26 protein-coding genes are annotated in these 21,899 nt (G+C 66.0%); 17 read left to right on the forward strand and 9 right to left on the reverse strand.

Features of this window, described 5'->3' with window-relative positions:
• Positions 1 to 2 precede the first annotated feature (2 nt).
• The 12 genes from P24_RS15260 to P24_RS15320 all read left to right on the forward strand — a co-directional run bounded on the left by P24_RS15260 (position 3) and on the right by P24_RS15320 (position 8,343).
• On the forward strand, positions 3 to 1,619 hold the full coding sequence (locus tag P24_RS15260) for a hypothetical protein (RefSeq protein ID WP_008945639.1): 1,617 nt from the start codon (positions 3 to 5) through the stop codon (positions 1,617 to 1,619).
• Positions 1,620 to 1,635: 16 nt separating this feature from the next.
• The gene (locus P24_RS15265) at positions 1,636 to 2,532 is read left to right on the forward strand and encodes a hypothetical protein (RefSeq protein ID WP_008945640.1); all 897 of its coding nucleotides are present in this window, start codon (positions 1,636 to 1,638) and stop codon (positions 2,530 to 2,532) included.
• On the forward strand, positions 2,533 to 3,552 hold the full coding sequence (locus P24_RS15275) for a hypothetical protein (RefSeq protein WP_008945641.1): 1,020 nt from the start codon (positions 2,533 to 2,535) through the stop codon (positions 3,550 to 3,552).
• Positions 3,549 to 4,343 carry a LamG domain-containing protein gene (locus tag P24_RS15280; protein WP_008945642.1) on the forward strand — a complete coding sequence of 265 codons (795 nt, stop codon included), beginning with the start codon at positions 3,549 to 3,551 and terminating at the stop codon, positions 4,341 to 4,343. The genes P24_RS15275 and P24_RS15280 overlap by 4 nt, the downstream gene beginning before the upstream one ends.
• Positions 4,344 to 4,354: 11 nt before the next feature.
• Positions 4,355 to 5,050, forward strand: coding sequence for a hypothetical protein (locus P24_RS15285; protein WP_008945643.1), 696 nt, complete (start codon positions 4,355 to 4,357; stop codon positions 5,048 to 5,050).
• Between the two features lie 101 nt (positions 5,051 to 5,151).
• Positions 5,152 to 5,505 carry a hypothetical protein gene (locus P24_RS15290; protein ID WP_192813253.1) on the forward strand — a complete coding sequence of 118 codons (354 nt, stop codon included), beginning with the start codon at positions 5,152 to 5,154 and terminating at the stop codon, positions 5,503 to 5,505.
• A 23-nt stretch (positions 5,506 to 5,528) separates the two neighbouring features.
• Entirely contained in the window at positions 5,529 to 5,972 is a 444-nt protein-coding gene (locus tag P24_RS15295; protein WP_008945645.1) for a D-Ala-D-Ala carboxypeptidase family metallohydrolase, read from the forward strand.
• Between the two features lie 12 nt (positions 5,973 to 5,984).
• Positions 5,985 to 6,176 (forward strand): hypothetical protein, encoded by a 192-nt coding sequence (locus P24_RS15300; protein ID WP_008945646.1) that lies wholly within the window; start codon positions 5,985 to 5,987, stop codon positions 6,174 to 6,176.
• Positions 6,163 to 6,456 (forward strand): hypothetical protein, encoded by a 294-nt coding sequence (locus P24_RS15305; protein ID WP_040707977.1) that lies wholly within the window; start codon positions 6,163 to 6,165, stop codon positions 6,454 to 6,456. Before P24_RS15300 ends, P24_RS15305 begins: the two co-directional genes overlap by 14 nt.
• Positions 6,453 to 7,265 carry a DUF726 domain-containing protein gene (locus P24_RS19415; protein ID WP_008945648.1) on the forward strand — a complete coding sequence of 271 codons (813 nt, stop codon included), beginning with the start codon at positions 6,453 to 6,455 and terminating at the stop codon, positions 7,263 to 7,265. Before P24_RS15305 ends, P24_RS19415 begins: the two co-directional genes overlap by 4 nt.
• A gap of 104 nt (positions 7,266 to 7,369) precedes the next feature.
• A complete protein-coding gene (locus P24_RS15315) occupies positions 7,370 to 7,996 on the forward strand; it encodes a hypothetical protein (RefSeq protein ID WP_008945649.1) in 627 nt (208 codons plus the stop codon).
• Entirely contained in the window at positions 7,996 to 8,343 is a 348-nt protein-coding gene (locus P24_RS15320; protein WP_008945650.1) for a hypothetical protein, read from the forward strand. The genes P24_RS15315 and P24_RS15320 overlap by 1 nt, the downstream gene beginning before the upstream one ends.
• On the opposite strand, the gene P24_RS15325 is transcribed toward P24_RS15320, so the two are convergent.
• From P24_RS15325 to P24_RS15340, 4 genes are all read right to left on the reverse strand, one after another.
• A complete protein-coding gene (locus P24_RS15325; protein ID WP_008945651.1) occupies positions 8,340 to 8,540 on the reverse strand; it encodes a hypothetical protein in 201 nt (66 codons plus the stop codon). The two genes, P24_RS15320 and P24_RS15325, sit on opposite strands and share 4 nt — an antisense overlap.
• Positions 8,541 to 8,556: 16 nt before the next feature.
• Positions 8,557 to 8,832, reverse strand: coding sequence for a hypothetical protein (locus tag P24_RS15330; RefSeq protein WP_008945652.1), 276 nt, complete (start codon positions 8,830 to 8,832; stop codon positions 8,557 to 8,559).
• Between the two features lie 12 nt (positions 8,833 to 8,844).
• A complete protein-coding gene (locus P24_RS15335; protein ID WP_008945653.1) occupies positions 8,845 to 9,162 on the reverse strand; it encodes a hypothetical protein in 318 nt (105 codons plus the stop codon).
• Positions 9,163 to 9,257: 95 nt separating this feature from the next.
• Entirely contained in the window at positions 9,258 to 9,515 is a 258-nt protein-coding gene (locus P24_RS15340; protein WP_008945654.1) for a hypothetical protein, read from the reverse strand.
• 240 nt (positions 9,516 to 9,755) lie between these two features.
• On the opposite strand from P24_RS15340, the gene P24_RS15345 reads away from it, so the two are divergent.
• Positions 9,756 to 10,397, forward strand: coding sequence for a DUF2459 domain-containing protein (locus P24_RS15345; protein WP_083859807.1), 642 nt, complete (start codon positions 9,756 to 9,758; stop codon positions 10,395 to 10,397).
• Here the strand turns inward: P24_RS15345 and P24_RS15350 are convergent.
• A complete protein-coding gene (locus P24_RS15350) occupies positions 10,367 to 11,536 on the reverse strand; it encodes an aminotransferase class V-fold PLP-dependent enzyme (protein WP_008945656.1) in 1,170 nt (389 codons plus the stop codon). The two genes, P24_RS15345 and P24_RS15350, sit on opposite strands and share 31 nt — an antisense overlap.
• Positions 11,537 to 11,623: 87 nt before the next feature.
• On the opposite strand from P24_RS15350, the gene P24_RS15355 reads away from it, so the two are divergent.
• Together P24_RS15355 and P24_RS15360 are read left to right on the forward strand one after the other, a co-directional pair.
• Positions 11,624 to 12,502, forward strand: a complete 879-nt coding sequence (locus tag P24_RS15355) for an alpha/beta fold hydrolase (RefSeq protein ID WP_008945657.1) — start codon at positions 11,624 to 11,626, stop codon at positions 12,500 to 12,502.
• Positions 12,503 to 12,524: 22 nt separating this feature from the next.
• Positions 12,525 to 13,319, forward strand: coding sequence for a DUF502 domain-containing protein (locus tag P24_RS15360; RefSeq protein WP_008945658.1), 795 nt, complete (start codon positions 12,525 to 12,527; stop codon positions 13,317 to 13,319).
• Here P24_RS15360 and recG read toward each other — a convergent pair.
• Complete coding sequence (gene recG, locus P24_RS15365) at positions 13,301 to 15,382, reverse strand: ATP-dependent DNA helicase RecG (RefSeq protein ID WP_040708007.1); 2,082 nt, start codon at positions 15,380 to 15,382, stop codon at positions 13,301 to 13,303. The genes P24_RS15360 and recG overlap by 19 nt on opposite strands.
• A 94-nt stretch (positions 15,383 to 15,476) precedes the next feature.
• Here recG and P24_RS15370 point away from each other — a divergent pair, with 94 nt between their 5' ends.
• Together P24_RS15370 and mfd are read left to right on the forward strand one after the other, a co-directional pair.
• Positions 15,477 to 15,785 (forward strand): FAD assembly factor SdhE, encoded by a 309-nt coding sequence (locus P24_RS15370; RefSeq protein WP_008945660.1) that lies wholly within the window; start codon positions 15,477 to 15,479, stop codon positions 15,783 to 15,785.
• A complete protein-coding gene (gene mfd, locus P24_RS15375; protein WP_008945661.1) occupies positions 15,782 to 19,276 on the forward strand; it encodes a transcription-repair coupling factor in 3,495 nt (1,164 codons plus the stop codon). The genes P24_RS15370 and mfd overlap by 4 nt, the downstream gene beginning before the upstream one ends.
• Before the next feature lie 48 nt (positions 19,277 to 19,324).
• Here mfd and P24_RS15380 read toward each other — a convergent pair whose 3' ends face one another.
• The 3 genes from P24_RS15380 to P24_RS15390 all read right to left on the reverse strand — a co-directional run bounded on the left by P24_RS15380 (position 19,325) and on the right by P24_RS15390 (position 21,824).
• Positions 19,325 to 20,077, reverse strand: a complete 753-nt coding sequence (locus tag P24_RS15380) for an SDR family NAD(P)-dependent oxidoreductase (RefSeq protein ID WP_008945662.1) — start codon at positions 20,075 to 20,077, stop codon at positions 19,325 to 19,327.
• Between the two features lie 36 nt (positions 20,078 to 20,113).
• Positions 20,114 to 20,929, reverse strand: coding sequence for a nucleoside triphosphate pyrophosphohydrolase (mazG, locus tag P24_RS15385; protein WP_008945663.1), 816 nt, complete (start codon positions 20,927 to 20,929; stop codon positions 20,114 to 20,116).
• A gap of 133 nt (positions 20,930 to 21,062) precedes the next feature.
• The gene (locus P24_RS15390; protein WP_008945664.1) at positions 21,063 to 21,824 is read right to left on the reverse strand and encodes a class I SAM-dependent methyltransferase; all 762 of its coding nucleotides are present in this window, start codon (positions 21,822 to 21,824) and stop codon (positions 21,063 to 21,065) included.
• Positions 21,825 to 21,899 lie beyond the last annotated feature (75 nt).

Here is a 21,899-nt window from a genome sequence, read left to right on the forward strand (position 1 = left end):
CCATGGCGATCTGGCTTGTGGAAATCGATCTGGTGAAGCCGGACGGGAGCGAGGAAACGGTGCGCTTCTCCTGCCCGGAGATCGTGCCCTTCGCGCCGGACGATCCCGACCGGCCGAACATCGCTTACGATCCCGACCTTATCGAGCCGGCCAATCTGGATATCAGCCTGCCGCGCGATCCTGACCGGGGCATTGGGGAGATCGGCGGCGGCGCCGTGGTGATATCCAACGCGGGCGGGCGCTATGGCTGGATGCTGGGGTGCGGCGCAAAGGCGGTGCGCAGCCTGGTCGGGCCGGACGATGCGGCGGCCTATTCCGACTTTACCAAGATCCTCGACGGGCAGGGCGGCGCTATCGAGGTGGACAGCACCACGGCGCGGCCGGGCCGGATCATCGTGCCGGTCGCGGATGCCCGCCTGCTGCTGGATGCCTATGCGCAGGATGTGCGCTACAGCGGCGATCCGCTGGAGGATTATGAGGGCACGGCGGATGACCTGGCGGAGGCGCCCAAGCCGCTCGGTCTTGGCGATCTGTCAGCCGGCAACGTGCCGGGGCCGGTGGTGGCGACGGCGCCGCATATCGTCTATCAGCTGTCGGAGGATGGCTTCTCCTCGCTTGACGGGATCAGCGCCGCCGGCGGCGATGCGGCGCTTGTGGATGGCGGCGATCTGTCCGGATCGGCTTTCGATGCCGCCGTGCCGGACAGCGGCGAATATGTGACCGATGCGGCGCGCGGGCTGGTGAAGCTGGCGGATACGCCTTCGGCGGAATTGACCTTCGATTTCACCGGCCCGGCCGGGTCCGGCCTGACTGCGCTGTATGGTGCTGCGTTGGATACGCCGCCGGCGCTGCTGGAATGGCTGCTGCGGAAATGGGGCGTGCCGGGGTCGAAAATCGGCAGCAGCTTTGCCGGTATCGACGTGCCTGTGAAGGTCGGTATCTGGTTGGGGACGCAGGATGTCCGCCGGCGGGAGCTGGTTGAGCTGCTGTGCCGGTCCTTCCTGGGCTGGTGCCTGCCCGATGGCAATGACGTATGGCAGGTGGGGCGCATCGCCCTGCCGGCCGGATCGCCCGATGCAATCTTGCGCGATGCCGATGTCTTCGGGCTGGAACCGGACGGGTGGGGTTATCCCATCCCGATATCCGGCGCCACCGTGCTGTGGGGGCGCAACTACCGGGAAATGAGGGGGAATGAGGTCGCGGGAGCGGTGCGCGAAAGCGATCCCGCGCGGGCTGCCTGGCTGGCGGAGCGCTACCGCCGCGTGCATCGCGACAGTCCGGCCGGGGTGCTGGCGGCCTTTCCGTCCGCGCAGCCGGTCACGCTGGAAACCGTGCTGACAGATGGCGATGACGCGGCGGCGCTGGCGGAGGCGGCAATTACCGCCTTCGGCGGGCCGCGCCGGCCGATCCGCATTTCAACCCCGCTGACCGATGCCACTCGGGCGCTGCGGCCGGGCGGGCTGGTGCAGCTTGATACCGGGCTTGACGGCAGCCCGGAAGCCGGTGCGGGGGAGCTGGCACCATGGGCCGGCCTGTACCGGGTGACCGGCATCCTGCCGACGCAACCGGGGCTGGGGATGGTGACGCTGCGCCTGTGGGGCGCGGTGCCGACAGAGTAGCAGCGAGGGGGAAAAGGTGAGCGATACAGCGCAATATGCCAATGCCTGGGGGCGGCTGGCCGGTTTCAACCTGGCGGCGGAGGCGCAGGCCACGCTATCGGGCGGCGACTGGACGCTGCCGCTGTCGAACCTGCTGGATGACCGGCTGCGCAGCTATCCGGCGCGGGTGCTGCAAACCGGCGATCCCGAAACCGATCTGCCGAAAGCGGTTATCCAGGTGGATTTCGGGGTGCGCCGGGTGTGGGATTTCTGCGGCCTGTTCTGGTCGAGCATGCACCGGGGCGGGCGCTGGCGGATCGAAAGCGGCATTGCCGCCCATGCAGATCAGTCGGATACCGGCTGGATGGATGCGATCCCGCGCATTCACTCGACGGCCGATCTGCCCTTTGAGGCGGAAAACTGGTTTGACGGCCGGCCCACCGAACGGGAATTGGAATGGTATGGCCGGCATCTGCTGCATATGCGGGCCTCGACGCTTTCCAGCCGCTATCTGCGGATCAGCCTGGATAACAGCGGCGCGCCCTCTGCGACGCATCTGGATATCGGCTTCCTCTATATCGCGGGGCTGTGGTCGCCAAGCTTCAATCACAGCTTCGGGCTGCGGCAGGGCTTGCGCTTCCGCGACCTGGCGGAGGAAGCCCCTTCCGGTCACAAGGCGTTCGCCCGGCGGCGGTCCCCGCGCACCCTGTCCGTACCCTACAAGGCGCTGTGGAAAGACACGGCCATGACGCTGCTGGATGTGCAGCGGCAGGTAGGGCCGGCCGGGCTGGTGCTGTACGCGCCGGCGGCAGTCGAGCCGAAACATCTGTTCCGCGAAGTCTTCCTGGCGCGCTTCACCGCGCCGGCGGAGCTGGAATTCTATGCGCCGCGCGGGCGGCGCCGCACGCAACTGGAGCTGGAGGAGGCGCTTTAAATGGCGGTTACACCGGAGGAAGAGGCGGCCGTCGCCAAGCTGAAGGACGGCTATTATACCGCGACCGATTACGATGCCGGGACCAATCCGGGCGGCCTGTATAATGACGGGCATTCGGTGAACATGCCGCCGCTGCTGAAGGAAGCCGGCCTTGCCGCCTCCTATGCCGGCAAGATGGCGGTGGCGACGGCATCGGCGGCGTCGGAGGTTGCCACCATCGCCCCGGCGATCAGCACGGTGGCCGGGATTTCGGGGGCGGTCGAGACGGTCGCGGACAATGAGGCGGCGGTGCAGGCTGTTGCCGACAATATGGCGGCCGTGCTGGCGGCGCCGGGGGCTGCCGTCACGGCCTCGATCAAGGCGGATGAGGCTGCCGCTTCCGCCGGTGCCATCGCCAGGCGGTACCTTACCGTCGCGGGCACCGACACGCTTACCGCGACGGCCGCGCCGGTGCTTACCAGCTATGACACGGGGCTGGTAGTGCGCTTCGTGCCGGTCAATAGCTGCACCGGCCCGGTGACGCTGAATATCGATGGGCTTGGAGCACAGGCGGTTACCGATCTGGAGGCGGGTGCCCTGGGGGCGGGCGCGCTGGTTGCGGGCCGCGCGGTCGAGGCGACCTATGACGGCACGCGCTTCCGGGCGCGGATCATCGAAAGTCAGGCGGTGACGGTGACCGGCGCGCAGAGTATCGCAGGCGCGAAGCGGGGGCAGCCGGTGCCGCTTGATGATGGCGCGACGATCACGCCTGATTTTGACCTGGGCAACAATTTCAGCGTCACGCTTGCGGGCAACCGCACGCTGGCAAATCCGACCAATATCGTCGCTGGCCAGGCCGGCATTATCCGGATCGTGCAGGATGGCACCGGCAGCCGGACGCTGGCTTTCGGGTCTTACTGGAAATTCGCTGGTGGTGCCGCGCCGGACCTGACGGCCGCGCCTGCGGCGGTCGATGCGCTGGCCTATTATGTCGATGCGGCCGATCACATCACGGCAAGCCTGTTGGCGAATGTGTCATGAGCGTGCTTCTCGGAAATCCGCTGTTGCTGGCGTCCCGGCGGGAGCTGTGGACGCCAGCCGAGATCAATCCCTATCTGTGGTATGACGCGGCGGATACCGCGACGATCACACTTTCCACCGGCGTTAGCCAATGGACGGACAAGGGTAGCCGGGGGCTTGATGCGGCGCAGGCCACGGCGGCGGCGCAGCCCGCCTATGTGACCGGCGCGCTGAACGGGCTGCCGGTACTGCGCTTCGATGGCGGCGATGATTGGCTCTTCACCGGAATTAACAGTGATTTCGGGATGGCCAACAGCCATACATGGCTGTCAGTGGCGGAGCTGTCCAGCGCGACGCCGGCCTATCCGATGATCGCGACCATCAACGTGCTGGAACACCGAACGGTAAACCAGACGGGCCGCCCCTCCTTCGTCACCGGCAATAGCGGCGCCGGTGAAATCGCGGCGGCTCCGAACGGTACGACGCGAAGCCTACTGAACGATCCCGGCGTTACCGTGATGAGCCATGACGCTCTTGCGACCGGCGCCTGGTCCATCTGGCAGGATGGGAGCCTGCGCGACAGCGGCACGCCAGGCGCCCCGACCTTCAGCGGATCGCCCCCCTTCAATATTGGTGCGCGCGCCGGCGGCAGCTTTTTCTGGCCTGGGGATATCGCGGAAATCGTCGTGGTGCTGGATTTGCTGTCCACCGATGACCGGCAAAAGCTTGAGGGCTATGCGGCCTGGAAATGGGGCCTGCAGGCGCTGCTGCCGGGCGGCCACCCCTATGAAAATTCCCCGCCCTATCTGTGAGTGAGGATGCCATGACCGAATATTATATCCCCGGCGCGGTGCCGGAATTCGTCCGTACCGGGCAGGCTTTCACGTTGGCCGGTGTGCAGTACCCGCGCAAATGGCTGGCGCTCGCTGGTGCTGGCGATCTGGCGAGTGTCGGCGCCGTGGCGAAGCCTTCGCCGGGTCCGGATGAGACTGTTGAACAAGGCGAAAGCGGCTGGGTGGTGCGCGCCATGACCGCGCCGGAGCTGGATGCGCGGGACGATGCCGAGGCGGCGGACTTCGCGGCGGCGGTGGTTGCCGCTCATGCGGCTATTGATGCAGGCGCGGGAGCCGCGCGGGCGTCCCTGCTGACAATGGTTGCCGGGCAGGAAATGACCTATCTGCGGAAAGAGGATCAGGCAAAAGCCTATCTGGCTGACGGCGATCCGGACGATGCGGATTATCCCCTGCTGCAGGCCAGCATCGGCGCGGATGCCTTTCCCGCCGGTCATCCCAATGCCGGGCAACTGGTCGAAACGGTAGCGGATGCTGCTGCCGTGGTGATGCTGGTTTCCGCCGCCTGGCTCGATCTGGGGTCGAAGATCGAGAAAATCCGGCTGCGCGGCAAGCGGCTGGTGACGGTGGCGCCCGACGCCTCCGGGGTCGCGGCTGCCGTTGCCTGGTCGCAGGCGGCCTATGCTGCCGCGCTGGCGGGCGATCCGCTTCCGGCGGAGCCGGAATAGCGGCTTTCCGCCATATCCTGTTTGCAACCCCGCCGGCGCGATCCGGCGGGGTTTTTTGTTTCTGACCGAGGGGGAGAGGGTCATTGAGCGGAGAAGTGATCTTGGCGTTGCTGGGGGTGTCAGCAACCTGGCTGGCGATCCTCCTGGGCGCGTTCTATCGCGTCGGGGCGCGGATGGATAAGGAACGCGATCAGCAATCCGAGGCGCGCCGGAAGCTGTATGAGGCGGTTGATCGCTGCCGGAGCGAGCATCGGGCGGAAATCGCGGATGTGCGCGCAGCGGCGGCGGCCTTCAAGCTGGAGGTGGCGAGCGGCTATGTGACGGCTGCCACGGTTGCAACCGGCTTCAACAAGATCGATGAGCGGCTGTCCGCCCTGACCGATCAGGTGCAGGCGCTTCGCGAAGCCCTGCCGGCGGAGGTCCGCCCGCCCCGGCGGCGCGGCGGCGCGGACTGAAACCCGAAACGGAGATCCTGAAAATGCCGAATTACATCGTTCCGGTCTTCATTGACTGGAGCCTCTATCCCTCCTTCACACCGGCGGAGCTGGCGTGCCGTGACAGCGGGTTGTTGCAGTTTCATCCGGGCTTCCTGGCGTCGCTTCAAAGCCTGCGCGACGCCTTCGGCCGGCCGATGGTCCCCACAAGCGGGTGCCGGAGCCGCGCCTATAACGACAGGCCGCGCGCGCAAGGCGGTGTTGGCGGCCATCCGCGCAGCCTGCACGTCGCGGATGATCCGGTGCATGCGGATAAGGGGCAGCTCGGATGCCTGGCGGTCGATATCCGCACGCCCGATGCCGCCTGGCGCGGCGATCTGTTCGCCTGCGCCTGGCGGATGGGCTGGTCGGTCGGCTGGGGGCGGGGCTTCCTGCACCTCGACCGGCGCGACTTCATCGGCCTGGCCAAAACCAGCTTCGATTACTGACGGGTGGGGATCATGCAAAACGCGCGTGCCGCCGGGCTGGGGTCCGGCGTTGTTGCAACCTGGCTGTGGGGCGTGATCGCCCCGGAACAGCCGATGCCGCCGGAAGTGGGGGCGGCTCTTGCCGCCCTGCTTATGGGGGCGGCCGATGCCATCGGCGGCTGGATGTCCCGCCGCCTTGACCGAGGGGACCATGACCATGACTGACCGGCATATCCGGCCGCGCCTGCCGCGCGGCCTTACCCGCACCATCCTCCGGCCCGCCCTTGTGGCGGGCTTTCTTTTTGCCCTGGCCCTGCCGCTGGGGGGTTGTCCGCTCGCCACGCTGCCCGGCCTGGCGACGGTCGCGGCAAGCGGCTATTGCGCCGGCGTCTCTGCCGAGGGCAAGGCGGCGATCCGGGGCGCGCTTGGCCTGCCGGTGCCGCTGCTGTCCTGCCATGATCTGCTGCGCAGCCATGACGGCCCGGCCGGGGCGGCGGGACGATGAGCGCCGGCGCTCTCCCCCTTGCTCCCCTGATCGGCGTTCATGGCTTCATGTACGATCCGGAGGATGGCGGGCACAACAACCCGTCACAGCAGCTCTATCCGCAATGGGCGGAAATGACCGGCCGGCCGGTGCAGGGCTTCGCCTATTACTCCATCCCGTTCGGCTGGCGCGCCTTCCGGCCGGTAACCTCGATCCTCAACACCATCGGCGCTTTCGTCGGGAGCTGGGGGCGCGGGTACCTGCATCCCTACCGCCGCGCCTGGGCTTTGGCGGAGGAGGCGGGGGAGCGGCTGGCGCGGATGATCGTGTCGGGAGAGTTCGGCCCGGCGCCGGTGGATATCATCTGCCATAGCCTGGGGTCGCGCGTGGCGTTGACCGCGATTGCCGATCTGAACAATCACGGGCTGTCCGCCCTGGTGCGGCGGGTCATCCTGCTGAACGCGGCGGAAATCGAGGATGCGGCAATCTTCGTGGCGTCGCGCACGCCCGATATCCGCTACCTCAATCTCTCGGTCGAGGGTGACCGGGTGTTGCGCTACCTCGGATCATGGATGGGGCCGGTGGACGGGCGGTGTGCTGGCCGTCGCGGGCTGCTGTCCCGGCCGCTGGCGCCGGCCAACTGGCTGGATATCCCGCTGGATGATGCGTCGGCGCAGCGTACCGCCGCCTTGCGCGGCTGGAGCATCGCAGGCGATGAGCCGGGGTGCCTTGGCGATCACTGGTACAGCTACCGGCACAAGGGCAACTGGCCACTGGTGCGGGCTTTCCTCGGTGGCGACAGGCTGACCGGCTTCCGGATGGTGGGCTGATCGGCCCGCTGCCACGTTCACGCATCTATTCCCCGGCGGATGGGCGGCCGGGGCTTCTCTCTGCCGGCCGTGCCCTGCCGGCGAAACCCCGAAAGGATGAGATCATGGCGCGGAAAAAGAAGGGTGCGGGCGGGTACCGCATCCCCATGAAGGGCGATGACGCGGCGGCGCGGCTGTCGCTGGTGACGGATACCATCCGGCGCGCGATCCGCCGGAAAGCCGAGGCGGACAAGATGCTTCGCGAGGCCAAGGAAAGTGCCCGGAAAGAGGGTTACAGCCTGCCGGCGATCCTGCGCGCCCTGTCCTATGAAAAGATGACGGCCGGGCAGGTTGCGGAGCGGCTGGAGAAGGAAGTCCAGGATCGCGAGCTGGCGGAGCGCTATCGCGAGATCATCGCGGACACACCGATCGAGGAGGCGATCAAGGTTGCGGATGCTGCCGATCGGCAGAATGCCGGCGAGGGTGATGCCGGTGGGGCCGGCGGCGGCGCGGCGCTGTTCGACGCCGACGATCCGTCCGCGAAGGTCGAGAGTGCCGCCGGTGATCCCGCTCCCGCTTCGGCTGGCGGGGATGCTGTGCCCTACGGTGCCGATCCGGCGGCGGTGAAACGGGCTGTCCGTCGCGATGCGGCGAAGGCGAAGGCCGGCGGCAATGCGGCTGCGCGCCCTGCCGGTCGGTCGCGGTTGTCGGTGGTCGGTAATCCGGCCTCCGGTGAAGCGGTGGTTTATTGATGGATGATATCCAGCAAATCCAGGCGGCGGCGCGCGACATGCGCGCCGCTGATCCCGCCGGCCGTTATGCCCCGCTGCTGGCCGTGCTGATGGAAGCCTATGAGGATGCCGCGACGGGCAAGGGGCTGGCCCGGCATGATGACGGCAAGCCCTTCCTCGATCAGCCGATGATGGCGATCAGCCGCCGGCATGGGCTGGGGCATCCGCTGGGGCAGGCGGAGAAGAAAATCGCGGAAGCGCATCGCCTGGCGCGATCCGGGGAGGCCGCCCTTGCCCGGCGTGAGCTGGTGCAGGCCATGACCTACATTGCCGGCGCTGTGCTGCTTATCGATGGGGAGGGCGGTTAATCCGCCTTCCTTTCATCGATCACTTCAATAGGGCCAAAGTCCTTTTCCAGCCGGGCGATTGTGGCCTTGAAAGTGGCCAGGGTCATTTCTTCATTGGCGATAATTGTTTGCGCTTCTTCGGGCTGCTGAATTTTCCACTCGACGCGGATCGTGCCTGGCTGCGTGCCGTGCTTGATCTTTGCTTCTCTTTTGCTCATGGCCGTCTCCGCCGTTCTACAGGTTTTTCAGTCGCTCGCATTCGGGGCAATGGCCATCCGCCGCCCTGTCGAGGGCTTCCTGTATAGCGGCCATGATATCCTCCCGCATGAATTCCTTCCCGGCCGACTTTGCGATTACAGTTGCCTTGGCGTAGGCATGGCGTTCGGCGGCCTGGTCGCCATGACGGATGGGCACGTCCTTGTGGTGTGGGCAGACTGTTAGTGCGCCTGTCGCCAGTAACGCCTGTGCGGCGGCGTCCTCGGCTTCCATCATCAAAGCATCTATGGACATTCCCGCCTCCCTTTATGCCAGCTTCGGCAGCTTGCCTTCGCCGTCGATCTTGTCGGCAAGATCGCGCAGCTTGCCGGCGCGCTCTCCCGGTGCGCAGTGATAAAGGGCGATTGCAACGGCAGCGGCGAAGCCCATAGGGCCACTGTTCTTAACCGTGTCCGCCATCTGCATGGCGAGCTTGTGTCCTTCTTCGCTGGAGGCGAAATAGCCCTGGATGGGCTTGAGGGCATTCAGGGCTGCGATGGCGGCGTCGAATTGTTCTGTGGCATGGATGTGCTCCTTGGTTTCGCGGAGCTTCTTTTCGGTCTGGTCCGGGATGGCGATTGGCATCGGGCTTTCCTCGTTGGCTGGGGTGAAGTGCTATCCAAGGTGGTAATCCGGCTTTCCTAATGCAATACCGCGCCGGCCGTTTGATGGCGGCGGCATTATCCCATGTCGTTATAGCCGGTGGCGTAGGTCCGCCGGCTGCCGCCCGGCATCACAAGTTCGATGCGGGGATAGCGCCCGCCGCACCGGCTGCAGCGCGCCCATCGGCCGATCTGACGGATGCGGCTGGTGCCGGCGCGGAGGATGGCGCGGTCAAGATCGATGGCGCCGGATCGGCCGCAACTGCAATGCGCGATCAGCGTGGCGTCATAGCGCCTGGCTTCTTCCAGCAGCTCGATAATTTGTATGTCCGCCATGGTGGCGCGCGTCCGTCATGTTCGCATAATGTTCCCATCATGCGCGCGCCGGGCCGTTCGGACAAGGGGTGCTAAGTCGTTGATATATTATGACGTGAACAAATCAAGTATCTGTCCGAATAGTGGCGGAAAACCTAGACTTCCGCCCTTCTTTTAATCAGTAGGTCGTGGGTTCGAGTCCCACAGGACTCACCATTTCTTTTTCGATAGCCTGACGGTCGTACCACATCCGGTCCGACCATGCTTTTGCGTCTCGTATCGATCCTGATGTTGCTTGCCGGCTGTGCCGCTGACGACAGGGCGCCGGCCGATATCGCCGTGGGCGATGAGCCGCCGGCCAGGACCATCTATGCCATCAGCAATGGCTGGCATGCCGGTATCCTCCTGGCACGGTCGGACCTGCCGACGGGGCTGCTGCCGGAGGCGGCGGATTTTCCCACGGCCAACTGGCTGGAATTTGGCTGGGGTGACCGCGAATACTATCCCAATCCCCGCCCCACGATGGGCATGGCGCTGGCCGCCGGGCTGACGCCGACGCCGGCGGTGCTGCATATCGCCGGCCGCACGACTCTACCGGAGGCGGCCGGCAAACTGGAGATTCTACCCTTGCGGATCAGCGAGGCGGGACTGCGCCGCATGGTGGAGCGCATTGATGCCGCCGTAGAGCGCCCCGCCGGTCAGGAGCGCGCGGACAGCATCGCCCCTGGCCTGTACGAGACCAGCCTGTTCTATCCGGCGCATGGGGAGTTCCACCTGTTCAATACCTGCAACAGCTGGGTCGCCCGCAAGCTGTCCTGGGCCGGTCTGCCAGTCACCGACACCGGCGTGACGATGGCCGAGGATCTGATGGTTCAGTTGCGGTCGCTGGCAGTGCCTGAATAGGCAAGCACGGCATTCCGCAGAACCTCATACTCTTGTATGTGGTTGTAGGGCGCTGCCGAGATCCTGACCCAGGGATCGCCGCCGAAATGGTGCACCGGCACCTCGATCCGGTGCCGCTCCCACAATTCGTCCAGGATCGTCTGCGCCGGTATATCGCGGAAACGCTCAGGCAGGCGGATCGTCGCCATGTTGCCGCGCAGGGAGGCCGGCGTGCCGATCCGCGTTCCCCAGGCGCTCGACAGCATCTCCGCCGCCTCGGTCGCCAGCCCCTGGCAGTAGGCGCGGACAGCCGGCAGGCCGCCGATGGTGTCGAAGAAGCCGATGGTTGCACCGACCGACAGCCAGGCGCTGGCGTCGCGCGTGCCGGTCCAGCTGAATTCCTCGGCAAAACCCGTCCGGAAAGGGTGCGAGATGGTGGTGGGGTGGATGCTCGCCTGTCGGTCCGGGGCCACCCACAGGAAGGCGCAGCCCTTGGGCGCGCAGAGCCATTTGTGACAGTTGCCGGTATAGAAATCGGCGCCGATGGCCGGCACATCGAGGTCCAGCATGCCGGGCGCATGCGCGCCATCCACCAGCACCAGTCTTTTTTCGCTCTTGCAGACGGCGATCAGCTCCTTCAGTGGTTGGATCGTGGCGGTGGGGGAGGTGATATGGTCCAGGATCACCAGCCGGGTACGGTCGGAGAGGTTGGAGGTCACCGCAGCGGTGATGGCGCCCGGCCCGTCCAGCGGAAAGGGAACCTCGGCGATCCGGATCACCGCACCGCTCTTTTCCTCAATGAAATGAACGGTCTGCTTGACGGCGTTATAGCCGTGGCTGGTCACCAGGATTTCGTCGCCCTGCGCGAAACCCAGGCTTCGCAGCACCGCGTTCACACCACCGGTCGCGTTCTCGACAAAGCCGAGATCGCCGGGATCGGCGCGCAGGAAACGCGCCAGATCGGCCCGCGCCTGCGCCAGCGCCGGCGGCAGCACCCGGCGCATGAAGTTGACCGGGTTTTCCTCCATTAGCGCCTGCCAGCGCCGCTGTTCGGCCAGCACGGCTTTCGGCGTGGCACCGTAGGAGCCATGGTTCAGGAACAGGATATCGTCGCGCAGACCCCAGTGGTGCCGCACCGCTTGGCCAAGGCTTGCCACCATCTCTCATCCCCTCTGCAGACCGGTTCAGGCTCGTGTATGCTGCCGGACCGGGATGGCGCGACGCCAGCGATATATTGTGGGGGTGACATGTTCGACGGGTTCACGCAGCAGCGGATCAGGACTAGCGGTGCGGAGATCAATCTGCGCACAGGCGGGAAAGGGCCGGCGCTGTTGCTGCTGCACGGTTATCCGCAGACCCATGCGATGTGGCACAAGATCGCCCCGGCGCTGGCGGAGCGCTTCACGGTGGTTGCCGCCGATTTGCGCGGCTATGGCGATTCCTCCAAGCCGCAGACCGACGAGCGCCATGCCCCCTATGCCAAGCGCGCCATGGCGCTGGACATGGCCGAGGTGATGACCGAACTGGGGTTCGAGGAATTCATGGTTGCCGGCCATGATCGCGGCGGTCGGGTGGCGCACCGGCTGGCCATCGACCATGCCGACCGGGTCACCAAACTGGCAGTGCTGGATATCGCCCCCACGCACGAGATGTATGTGACGACCGATATGGAGTTCGCCACCGCCTATTATCACTGGTTCTTCCTGATCCAGCCTTTTGACCTGCCGGAACGCATGATCGGCGCCGATCCCGGCCTGTTCCTGGAGCGCAAGATGGGCCATTGGGGGCGCGACGGCACGGCCTTCACGCCGGAGGCGATGGCGGAATACCGGCGCTGCTTCTCCGACCCGGCGACGATCCATGCCAGCTGCGAGGATTACCGCGCGGCAGCGACCATTGACCTGGAACATGACGAAGCCGATATGCACCGGAAGCTTGGCTGCCGGGTGCTGGCGCTGTGGGGCGAGAAGGGCTTTGTCGGCCGCAAGTATGATGTGCTGGAAAGCTGGCGGAAACGGGCGCTGCATGTCGAGGGGCACGGCGTTCCCAGCGGCCATTTCCTGGCCGAGGAGGCACCGCGCGAAACCCTGGATGCCCTGATGACGTTCTTTTCCCGTCCCGACTGAGCCTGTTATCGAGCGAGCCCCAATGAGCATAGAGCCGAACGGCACTTCCGACCCCAAGCCAGAAAACGTGCAGGAGCAGACACCGCTGCGTCCAAAGCGCAGCCTGCGCCTGACGCTGACCAGCCGGCTGCGCGCCTATTTCTTCGCCGGCGTGCTGATCACTGCGCCTATCAGCCTGACGATCTACCTCGCCTGGCTGCTGATCGATTTCATCGACAAGCAGGTCATGCCGTTGATTCCGGTGCACTACAATCCGGAGACCTACCTGCCATTCTCCGTTCCGGGGATTGGCCTCGTCCTGTTGCTGACGGTGATCACCCTGATCGGCGCGCTGACCGCCGGTTTCCTGGGAAGGCTGCTTGTCCGCGCCGGCGAGGCCGTGGTGAACCGGCTTCCGGTGGTGCGCAGCGTCTATGGCGCGGTGAAGCAGATCATGGAAGCGGTGCTGGCGCAGCAGTCCAACGCCTTCCGCCAGGTTGTACTGGTGGAATATCCGCGCAAGGATTGCTGGGTCATCGGCTTCGTCAGCGGCGCCACCACCGGCGAGGTGCAGGCCCGCACCGAGGCGGAGGTCATTAACGTCTTCATTCCGACCACGCCTAATCCGACCTCCGGCTTCCTGCTGTTCGTGCCGCGCGAGGACATGGTCTATCTCGACATGAGCATCGAGCAGGGGATCAAGATGGTGGTGTCCGGCGGCATCGTGGCGCCGCCCTGGCCCATGGGGCAGCAGACCGAGGTGAAATCCCGCAAGCGCAAGGAGCTGCCGCAGCCGGTCAGCGACGAAGCCGCCGCCGCTCAGCCGGAGCGCAGGTAGCGCACCGCCGCGTCGCGCTCGAACAGATAGAGCAGCACGCGCAGCCGCTGGCCGCGCTCGCCCTGCAGCTCCGGGTCGCGGTCCAGCACCAGCCTGGCATCGTCGCGGGCGGCCTGCAGCAGCTCGCCATGGACGGAGAGGTCGGCCAGGCGGAAGGTCGGCATGCCGCTCTGCTTGGTGCCCAGCAGGTCACCGGCGCCGCGCAGCTTCAGATCCTCCTCGGCGATGACGAAGCCATCCTCAGTCTCGCGCAGGATTTTCAGCCGCGCCGTCGCGGTTTCACTAAGCGGCTTCTGGTACAGAAGAATGCAGGTGGAGGGCTTGTCGCCGCGCCCGATACGGCCGCGGAGCTGATGCAGCTGGGCGAGGCCAAAGCGCTCGGCATGCTCGATCACCATGATTGTGGCTGCCGGCACGTCCACCCCGACCTCGATGACCGTGGTGGAGACCAGCAGATCGACCGCACCGCGCGAGAATTCCTCCATCACGCGGTCCTTGTCGGCACCCTTCATGCGGCCATGCACCAGCCCGGCGTGCGGGCCGAAACGCTGGGCGAGGGCGGCATGGCGTTCCTCGGCGGCGGCGACGTCCAGCGCCTCCGATTCGGCCACCAGCGGGCAGACCCAATAGACCTTGTTGCCGGCGTTAAGGGCACGCTCGACCGCGGCCACCACCTCCTCCAGCGATTCGGTCGGCTTGGCGATGGTGACGATGGGTTTGCGGCCGGCAGGCTTCTCGGTCAGCCGCGAAACGTCGAGATCGCCATAGGCGGTCAGCGTCAGGGTGCGCGGGATCGGCGTTGCCGTCATCACCAGCACATCGACGCCGCGCCCCTTGCCGGAGAGCGCGATGCGCTGATGCACGCCGAACCGGTGCTGCTCGTCGATCACCGCCAGCATCAGGTCCCGGAAGACCACATCTTCCTGGATCAGCGCATGGGTGCCAACGACAATCCCGGTCTCGCCAGAGGCCAGCCCGGCCAGGATCGCCTCGCGGTTCTTGCCTTTCTCCCGGCCGGTCAGCAGGGCGACTTTCACCCCAGCGGGGGCGGCCAGCCGCTCGATGGTCGCCAGATGCTGGCGCGCCAGGATTTCCGTTGGCGCCAGCAGGGCCGCCTGGCCGCCGGCCTCGATGGCGGTCAGCATCGCCATCAGCGCCACCACTGTCTTGCCGCTGCCGACATCGCCCTGCAGCAGCCGCAGCATGCGCTTCTCGCTGTCCATGTCGGCGGATATCTCTGCCATGGCCATCCGCTGGGCGCCCGTCAGGGTAAAGGGCAGGGCGGCCTCAGCCAGTGCGCGCAGCCGTCCGTCGCCAAGGATGACCCGGCCCGACTGGCGCTTCTGATGGGCGCGGATCAGCGCCAGCGCCAGCTGGTTGGCCAGTAGCTCATCGAAGGCGAGGCGTTGACGTGCTGGGGTCAGCGACAGCAGGTCCGCTTCGGATTGCGGCGCGTGCACAGTCTCCAGCGCATCACGGAAGGCCGGCCAGCGCTGCCGGGCGAGCCAGGCGGCATCCTGCCATTCCGGCAGGTCCGGCAGCCGATCCAGCGCGCCCCGTACCGCCTTGCGCAGGGTCTTCAGCGTCAGACCGGCGGTCAGCGGATAGACCGCCTCCACCCCGGCGATCTCAGCGGCTTCCTCAGGCTTTGCGATATAATCCGGATGCGCCATCTGGGCGCGGTCCTGGAAGAATTCGACGCGGCCGCTGACCACTCGGGTCTCGCCGACCGGCAGCTGCTTCACCAGGAAATCGCCCCTTGCGTGGAAGAACACCAGATCGATGTCGCCGCTGGCATCGCGGCAGATCACGCGGTAGGGCCGGCGCGGCGCGGGCGAGGGGATGTGCCCCTCGATCCGCACGGTCAGGGTGGCGATGCGGCCCGGCTCCGCCTCGGCGATGCGCGGCGTGTAGGACCGGTCCACGATGCCGCTGGGCAGATGCCACAGCATATCCACTACATGCGGGCCGATGGCGCCCTCCACCAGCTTGCCCAGGCGCGGACCAAGGCCGGGCAGGGTGGTGACATCGGCAAACAGCGGGAACAGGATCTGGGGACGCACGCAACCGGCCTGGCTGTTGGTGGGAAATGCCATTGAACGGCTGACAGGGCCGCTCCTCAAGTCTATATCCTAGGCGGCAAGAAGGAGGACACCAATGTCGGATCGCCCCTCATCCGCGAACGAGACGAACCCGGAGTCGCTGGAAACCCGCCGCCGGCGCCTGCTGTACCGCAGCTGGTATTGCGGCATCAAGGAAATGGACCTGTTGCTGGGCAGTTTCGCCAAACAGCATCTGGAGAGCATGACCGAAGCGCAGCTCGACAGCTACGAAGCGCTGCTGGGCATGAACAACGACCCGGCGCTGTATGACTGGATCATGGGCCGGTCGGAACCACCGCCGGGCATGAACTCCGACGTCCTGGACATGTTACGTAACTTTAAATTCATCGACGCACGATCTTGAAATCGCTTAAACAAATTCTGAACGCCCCCGGCCGTACCGCGCTGTTCGGGGCGCCTGCCGGCTATGATGCGCTGATCCTGTCCCGCCTGGCGCGGGAGGCGGGCAGCGGCGGCATCCTGCATGTCGCCGTCGATGATGCGCGCATGGCGGCGCTGGCCGAGGCGCTGGCCTTCTTTGCGCCCGATTGCGAGGTACTGCACCTGCCGGCCTGGGACTGCCTGCCCTATGACCGCGCCTCGCCGAATGGCGAGATACTGAGCCGCCGCGTGGACAGCCTGACGCGGCTGCTGCTGCCGGTGGAGAGCAAGGGTGGGCGCATCCTGCTGACCACGGTCAGCTCGGTCCTGCAGAAAGTCCCGGCGCGCGCCGGTTTTCAGGATGCGGTGCTGTCGGTCGAGGTCGGCCAGCGCGTGCAGCTGGACGATCTGGTCGGCTTCTTCCAGCGCAATGGCTATATCCGTGCCGATACGGTACGCGAACCGGGCGAATATGCGGTGCGCGGCGGTATTCTGGACGTCTATCCGTCCGGCGCGCCGGAGCCGCTGCGCATCGACCTGTTCGGCGATGAGGTGGACGGCATCCGCAGCTTCGATGCGGTCAGCCAGCGCACCATCGGCAAGGAAAAGCGTATCCTGTTCAAGCCGGTCGGGGAAATCTTCCTCGACGAGGCCTCGATCCAGCGGTTCCGCCATGGCTACCGCCTGGCGTTCGGGGCGGAGACCGGCGGCGATCCGCTCTATGAGGCGATCAGCGCCGGTCGCCGCCATGTCGGCATGGAGCACTGGCTGCCGCTGTTCCACGACCGTCTGGAGACGCTGTTCGACTATATGCCGGGGGCTGCGGTCAGTTTCGACCATCAGGCGCAGGAGGCACTGGATGCCCGGCTGGGACTGATCAACGAATATTACGAGGCGCGGCGCGGCATGCTGCGCGCCGGTGCCGAGGACGGGCAGGTCTATAAGCCGCTGCCCCCGGGCCACCTGTACCTGATGGGTGAGGCGCTGCCGAAGCTGCTGGCGGTGCGGGCCTCGATCCAGCTGTCGCCCTTCACTGCGCCGGAGGCGGAGCGGGACGAAACGGGCCGCGCCATCCTGGATGCCGGCGGGCGGCTCGGGCCGGATTTCGCGGAGGCGCGCGCCCGGCCTGACCTGAACCTCTATGATTCCGTGCGCGACAGCATCAAGGCGGAGCAGGGCAGCGGGCGGCGGGTCGCTATCGCCGCCGTGAGCGCCGGCTCGCGCGACCGCCTGTCGGCGCTGCTGCGCGAGCATGGCATTGACGGGCTGCATCCGGTCGAAGGCTGGCGCGAACTGGAGAAGCTGGACCGCAGCGCGGTTGCACTGGCCATCATCGGGCTGGAGCGGGGCTTCGCCGCCGAGGGCGTCACCCTGATCGCCGAGCAGGACATCTTGGGCGAGCGCCTGTCGCGCCCGGCCAAGCGCAAGCGCAAGGCGGATGCCTTCATCGCCGAGGCCTCGGCGCTGACCGAGGGCGATCTGGTCGTGCATATGGAGCACGGCATCGGCCGCTATGACGGTCTGGTGACGCTGGAGGTCGGCGGCGCGCCGCATGATTGCCTGCGGCTGATCTATGCCGGCGGCGACAAGCTGTTTGTGCCGGTGGAGAATATCGACACGCTGTCGCGTTATGGCTCGGAGGATGCGGCGGCCCAGCTCGACAAGCTGGGTGGCGTCGGCTGGCAGGCGCGCAAGGCGCGGGTGAAGCAGCGTATCCGCGAGATTGCCGAGAAGCTGATCCGTGTCGCCGCCGAACGCGAGCTGCGCAAAGGTGAGCCGGCGCGCCCGGCGGAAGGGCTGTTCGACGAATTCTGCGCGCGCTTTCCCTATTCGGAGACCGATGACCAGCTGCGCGCCATCGAGGAGGTGCTGGGCGACATGGCGTCGGGCCGGCCGATGGACCGGCTGGTCTGCGGCGATGTCGGCTTCGGCAAGACCGAGGTGGCACTGCGCGCCGCCTTCGTCGCCGTGATGGCCGGCATGCAGGTCGCTGTGGCGGTGCCGACCACGCTGCTGGCGCGCCAGCATTTCAAGACCTTCAAGGAGCGTTTCCAGGGGCTGCCGGTGCGCGTCGAGCAGCTGTCACGCATGGTCACGGCCAAGGACGCGAAGGACGCCAAGGCGGGCCTTGCCGACGGGTCGGTCGATATCGTCGTCGGCACCCACGCCCTGCTGGCAAAAAGCGTGTCCTTCAAGCGGCTTGGCCTGCTGATCGTCGATGAGGAACAGCATTTCGGCGTGGCGCAGAAGGAGCGGATGAAGGAAATCCGCGCCAATATCCATGTGCTGACGCTGACCGCGACGCCGATCCCGCGCACCCTGCAGATGGCGCTGGCCGGCGTGCGCGAGATGAGCATCATCGCCACCCCGCCGGTGGACCGTCTGGCGGTGCGCACCTTCGTTATGCCCTATGACAGCGTGATCATCCGCGAGGCGATCATGCGCGAGCATTATCGCGGCGGCAAAAGCTTCTATGTCTGCCCGCGGCTGGAGGATCTGGCGAAGGTGTCGGAGCGGCTGCGCGACCTGGTGCCGGAATGCAAGGTTGCCGTCGCCCATGGCCAGATGCCGGCCAGCGAGCTGGAAGAGGTGATGACGCGCTTCACCGATGGCGCCTTCGACATCCTGCTGTCGACCAACATCGTCGAATCCGGCCTCGATATCCCCTCGGCCAACACGCTGATCATCCACCGGGCCGACATGTTCGGGCTGGCGCAGCTCTATCAGCTGCGTGGCCGGGTCGGGCGCTCCAAGACCCGCGCCTATGCCTATCTGACCCTGCACCCGCACATGAAGCTGACGCCGAACGCCGTGAAGCGACTAGAGGTGATGCAGACGCTGGATACGTTGGGGGCGGGGTTCTCGCTGGCCTCCTACGACCTCGATATCCGCGGGGCGGGCAACATGCTGGGCGAGGAACAGTCCGGCCATATCAAGGAGGTCGGCGTCGAGCTGTACCAGCACCTGCTGGAGGAGGCGATTGCCGAGCTGCGCAGCGGGGCGGACATGGCGGCCGCCGAGGAGGAATGGACGCCGCAGATTGCCATTGGCATGCCGGTGCTGATCCCGGAGGCCTATGTCGCGGACCTGTCGGTCAGGCTTGGCCTCTACCGCCGCATCGCCACGCTGATGGACCGGCAGGAGATCGACGGCTTCGCTGCCGAGATGATCGACCGGTTCGGCCCGTTGCCGGAGGAGGTGGAGAACCTGCTGCAGATCGTCGCCATCAAGCGGCTGTGCCGGCAGGCGGGCATTGACAAGGTGGATGCCGGGCCGAAGGGGGCGGTGCTGTCCTTCCGTAACAACAGCTTCGCCAATCCGGGCGGCCTCGTGCAGTTCATCGGCAGGCAGGCGGGCAGCGTGCAGCTGCGCCCCGACCACAAGCTGGTCTGCAAGCGGCCCTGGGGCCAGCCCGACAAGCGCGTCGCCGGGCTGAACCATCTGCTGGGCGAGCTGGCGAAAATCGCCGCATAAGAAAACCCCCGCCGGTTGGCGGGGGTTTTTTCGTTCGGTGTCAGCCGCTTACTTGCGGACGACGTTGAACGGGCTGAAGGCCTGACAGGCGGCCATCAGTTCGATGCGGTTGATGTTCACATTGGCCGGGAATGTGGCGGTGAAGTAGATCACCTCGGCGACATTGTCCGGGGTAATCGGATCGGTGCCCTTGTAGACGTCCTTCGCCTTGTCGGCATCACCCTTGAAGCGCACCACCGAGAACTCGCTTTCGGCCAGGCCCGGCTCTACGTCAGTGACGCGGATGTTCTGGCCGACCAGATCGGCGCGCAGATTCAGCGAGAACTGCTTCACGAAGGCCTTGGTGGCGCCATAGACATTGCCGCCCGGATAGGGGTAGCTGCCGGCGACGGAGCCCAGATTGATGACATGGCCCTTGCCGCGCTCGACCATGCCGGTCAGCAGCGCCTGGGTGCAATAGAGCAGCCCCTTGATGTTGGTGTCGATCATGGTCTCCCAGTCGCTCATGGCGACCTGATGGGCCGGCTCCAGACCCAGGGCCAGGCCGGCATTGTTCACCAGCACATCGACATTCTTGAAATTGTCGGGCAGGGCGGCGACGGCGGCACGCACCGCCTTCTCGTCACGCACATCCAGCGGAATGATGTGGACGTCGGTGTCCAGTTCCTTCTTCAGCGCCTCCAGCCGCTCGGCGCGGCGGCCGGTCAGGATCAGCTTGTGCTTGTCCTTGGCGAAGCGGCGGGCGGTGGCGGCGCCGAACCCGGCAGTGGCGCCGGTGATGAACACGGTAAGCTGGGACATGGGTCTATCCTCTGTTTCAGTATAAAATACAGATGGTTAAGCGGATTTCTTGAGTTTTTCCTCGCTCTTGGCGCGCTGCCAGAGCGCTTCCATCTCTTCGAGGCTGGCCTGGTCGGGCGCACGCCCGTCGGCGGCCAGGGTCGATTCGATATAGGTGAATCGCCGCTCGAACTTGGCGTTGCAGTCGCGCAAGGCAAGCTCCGGATCGACCTTCAGATGCCGGGCGAGGTTGGCGAGGGCGAACAGCAGATCGCCCATCTCCTCATGGATGTTCGCGGCGTTGCGGGTGCCGGCGGCAAGCTCGTGCTTCAGTTCCGCCAGTTCCTCCTCGATCTTGGCGATCACCTGGTCGGTGTCCGGCCAGTCGAAACCGACATGCGCCGCCCGCTTCTGCAGCTTTTCGGCGCGCATCAGCGCGGGCAGGGCGCGGCCGACATCATCGAGAATGCTGGCCGTCCTGCCTTTCGCCTCGGCCTTGCGGGCGCGCTCGGCGGCCTTCAGCTCTTCCCAGGTGAGCTTCACGGCCTCGGCATTCTCCGCCGTCGCATCGGTGAACACATGCGGGTGGCGTTCGACCAGCTTGTCGGAGATCGCGGTCGCCACAGCGTCGAAATCGAAATGCCCGTCTTCCTTGGCCATCTGTGCATGGAACACGACCTGGAGGAGGAGGTCGCCCAGCTCTTCGCGCAGCTGTCCCATATCGCCCTGGCGGATCGCGTCGTCAACTTCGTACGCTTCCTCGATGGTATAGGGCGCGATGCTGGCAAAATCTTGCGCACGGTCCCACGGGCAGCCGTCCGGCGCGCGCAGGCGCGCCATGATCCCGAGAAGCCTGTCGATCGGTGCGGTCATGAGATGCGATGCGGATTTTGTGTCAACCGGTGCGGGAGAGTAACCATATCGGGGCGGGGATGAAACCCCCCGGATACGGGGTACCTGATGGCGTCACTAATTATCGCATAATGTATATTATGGAAAATATTTTTCAGGGATGAACCAGCGTGACGATCAGCTCGCTGTCGATGTCATCGACAAAGCCCCTGCGGCAGTCCGTCAGCCTTAAGCCGACGGATGCTGCCAGGCTCACGATGTCCTGGCGGTCGAGGATCGCATAATGCATGGCGGCTTCTTCCTCGCGCAGCACCGCCCCGGATTCATCCAGCAGCGAGAATGCCAGCGCCGTGATATGGACGCTCCCATTCTCCACCACGCGGTTCTCCGTGGTCTGGTACGCCAGCCTGCCGCTAAATCCCGACGCCTCTTTTGTCAGCACCAGGCTGCCGCGCTGGGCGTCGATCTCGGCCTGCGGCACCGGCCGGCGCAGCAGATCGGCGTCCGGCAGATGCAGCACCGCCTGGCCGTCCGGCGTCAGATGATCGGCGATACGCTGCAGGAAGCTGCGCCGCCCGTCCGGTTCCAGCACATAGCTGAGGCCATAATAGCCGACGACAATCCGCTCGAACCGGCGGCCGAAGGCGAAATCCTCCATCCGCTGGGCGCACAGCAGCGGCCGTCCGAGGCCTGCATTGCCCTGGTAGTGCGCCTGGGCCTGCTGCAGGAGCTCCACCGAGGCATCGAAGCCGACAAGCAGGCGGCCCGGTGCTCCCAGCGCCGGAAACAGCCTGCCGCTGCCGCAGGCGGCTTCGAGAACGCTGCCAGTGCCGGCGGTGAAGTCGCGATAGAACTCCCCCTCGCCGATCAGGTTCGAGGCGCGCCCGAACAGCAGATCGTAGAACCCGACCCGCAAATTCCGGCCTCTGAAAAAGTCTGACCCGTCTGTCATGGCCGCACCATAGGCGATCAGGCCTCGACTTGCGCGGAA

Origin of the sequence: Oceanibaculum indicum P24 (genome assembly GCF_000299935.1) — a bacterium.
In the GTDB taxonomy this organism is placed as follows: domain Bacteria; phylum Pseudomonadota; class Alphaproteobacteria; order Oceanibaculales; family Oceanibaculaceae; genus Oceanibaculum; species Oceanibaculum indicum.

Excerpts from the sequence above, each read along its gene's own strand:
- P24_RS15260 (WP_008945639.1), top strand. The coding sequence starts at position 3 with ATGGCGATCTGGCTTGTGGAAATCGATCTGGTGAAGCCGGACGGGAGC.
- P24_RS15275 (WP_008945641.1), top strand. The coding sequence starts at position 2,533 with ATGGCGGTTACACCGGAGGAAGAGGCGGCCGTCGCCAAGCTGAAGGAC.
- P24_RS15280 (WP_008945642.1), top strand. The coding sequence starts at position 3,549 with ATGAGCGTGCTTCTCGGAAATCCGCTGTTGCTGGCGTCCCGGCGGGAG.
- P24_RS15285 (WP_008945643.1), top strand. The coding sequence starts at position 4,355 with ATGACCGAATATTATATCCCCGGCGCGGTGCCGGAATTCGTCCGTACC.
- P24_RS15295 (WP_008945645.1), top strand. The coding sequence starts at position 5,529 with ATGCCGAATTACATCGTTCCGGTCTTCATTGACTGGAGCCTCTATCCC.
- P24_RS15300 (WP_008945646.1), top strand. The coding sequence starts at position 5,985 with ATGCAAAACGCGCGTGCCGCCGGGCTGGGGTCCGGCGTTGTTGCAACC.
- P24_RS15305 (WP_040707977.1), top strand. The coding sequence starts at position 6,163 with ATGACCATGACTGACCGGCATATCCGGCCGCGCCTGCCGCGCGGCCTT.
- P24_RS19415 (WP_008945648.1), top strand. The coding sequence starts at position 6,453 with ATGAGCGCCGGCGCTCTCCCCCTTGCTCCCCTGATCGGCGTTCATGGC.
- P24_RS15315 (WP_008945649.1), top strand. The coding sequence starts at position 7,370 with ATGGCGCGGAAAAAGAAGGGTGCGGGCGGGTACCGCATCCCCATGAAG.
- P24_RS15320 (WP_008945650.1), top strand. The coding sequence starts at position 7,996 with ATGGATGATATCCAGCAAATCCAGGCGGCGGCGCGCGACATGCGCGCC.
- P24_RS15325 (WP_008945651.1), bottom strand. The coding sequence starts at position 8,540 with ATGAGCAAAAGAGAAGCAAAGATCAAGCACGGCACGCAGCCAGGCACG.
- P24_RS15330 (WP_008945652.1), bottom strand. The coding sequence starts at position 8,832 with ATGTCCATAGATGCTTTGATGATGGAAGCCGAGGACGCCGCCGCACAG.
- P24_RS15335 (WP_008945653.1), bottom strand. The coding sequence starts at position 9,162 with ATGCCAATCGCCATCCCGGACCAGACCGAAAAGAAGCTCCGCGAAACC.
- P24_RS15340 (WP_008945654.1), bottom strand. The coding sequence starts at position 9,515 with ATGGCGGACATACAAATTATCGAGCTGCTGGAAGAAGCCAGGCGCTAT.
- P24_RS15345 (WP_083859807.1), top strand. The coding sequence starts at position 9,756 with ATGCTTTTGCGTCTCGTATCGATCCTGATGTTGCTTGCCGGCTGTGCC.
- P24_RS15350 (WP_008945656.1), bottom strand. The coding sequence starts at position 11,536 with ATGGTGGCAAGCCTTGGCCAAGCGGTGCGGCACCACTGGGGTCTGCGC.
- P24_RS15355 (WP_008945657.1), top strand. The coding sequence starts at position 11,624 with ATGTTCGACGGGTTCACGCAGCAGCGGATCAGGACTAGCGGTGCGGAG.
- P24_RS15360 (WP_008945658.1), top strand. The coding sequence starts at position 12,525 with ATGAGCATAGAGCCGAACGGCACTTCCGACCCCAAGCCAGAAAACGTG.
- P24_RS15370 (WP_008945660.1), top strand. The coding sequence starts at position 15,477 with ATGTCGGATCGCCCCTCATCCGCGAACGAGACGAACCCGGAGTCGCTG.
- P24_RS15380 (WP_008945662.1), bottom strand. The coding sequence starts at position 20,077 with ATGTCCCAGCTTACCGTGTTCATCACCGGCGCCACTGCCGGGTTCGGC.
- mazG (WP_008945663.1), bottom strand. The coding sequence starts at position 20,929 with ATGACCGCACCGATCGACAGGCTTCTCGGGATCATGGCGCGCCTGCGC.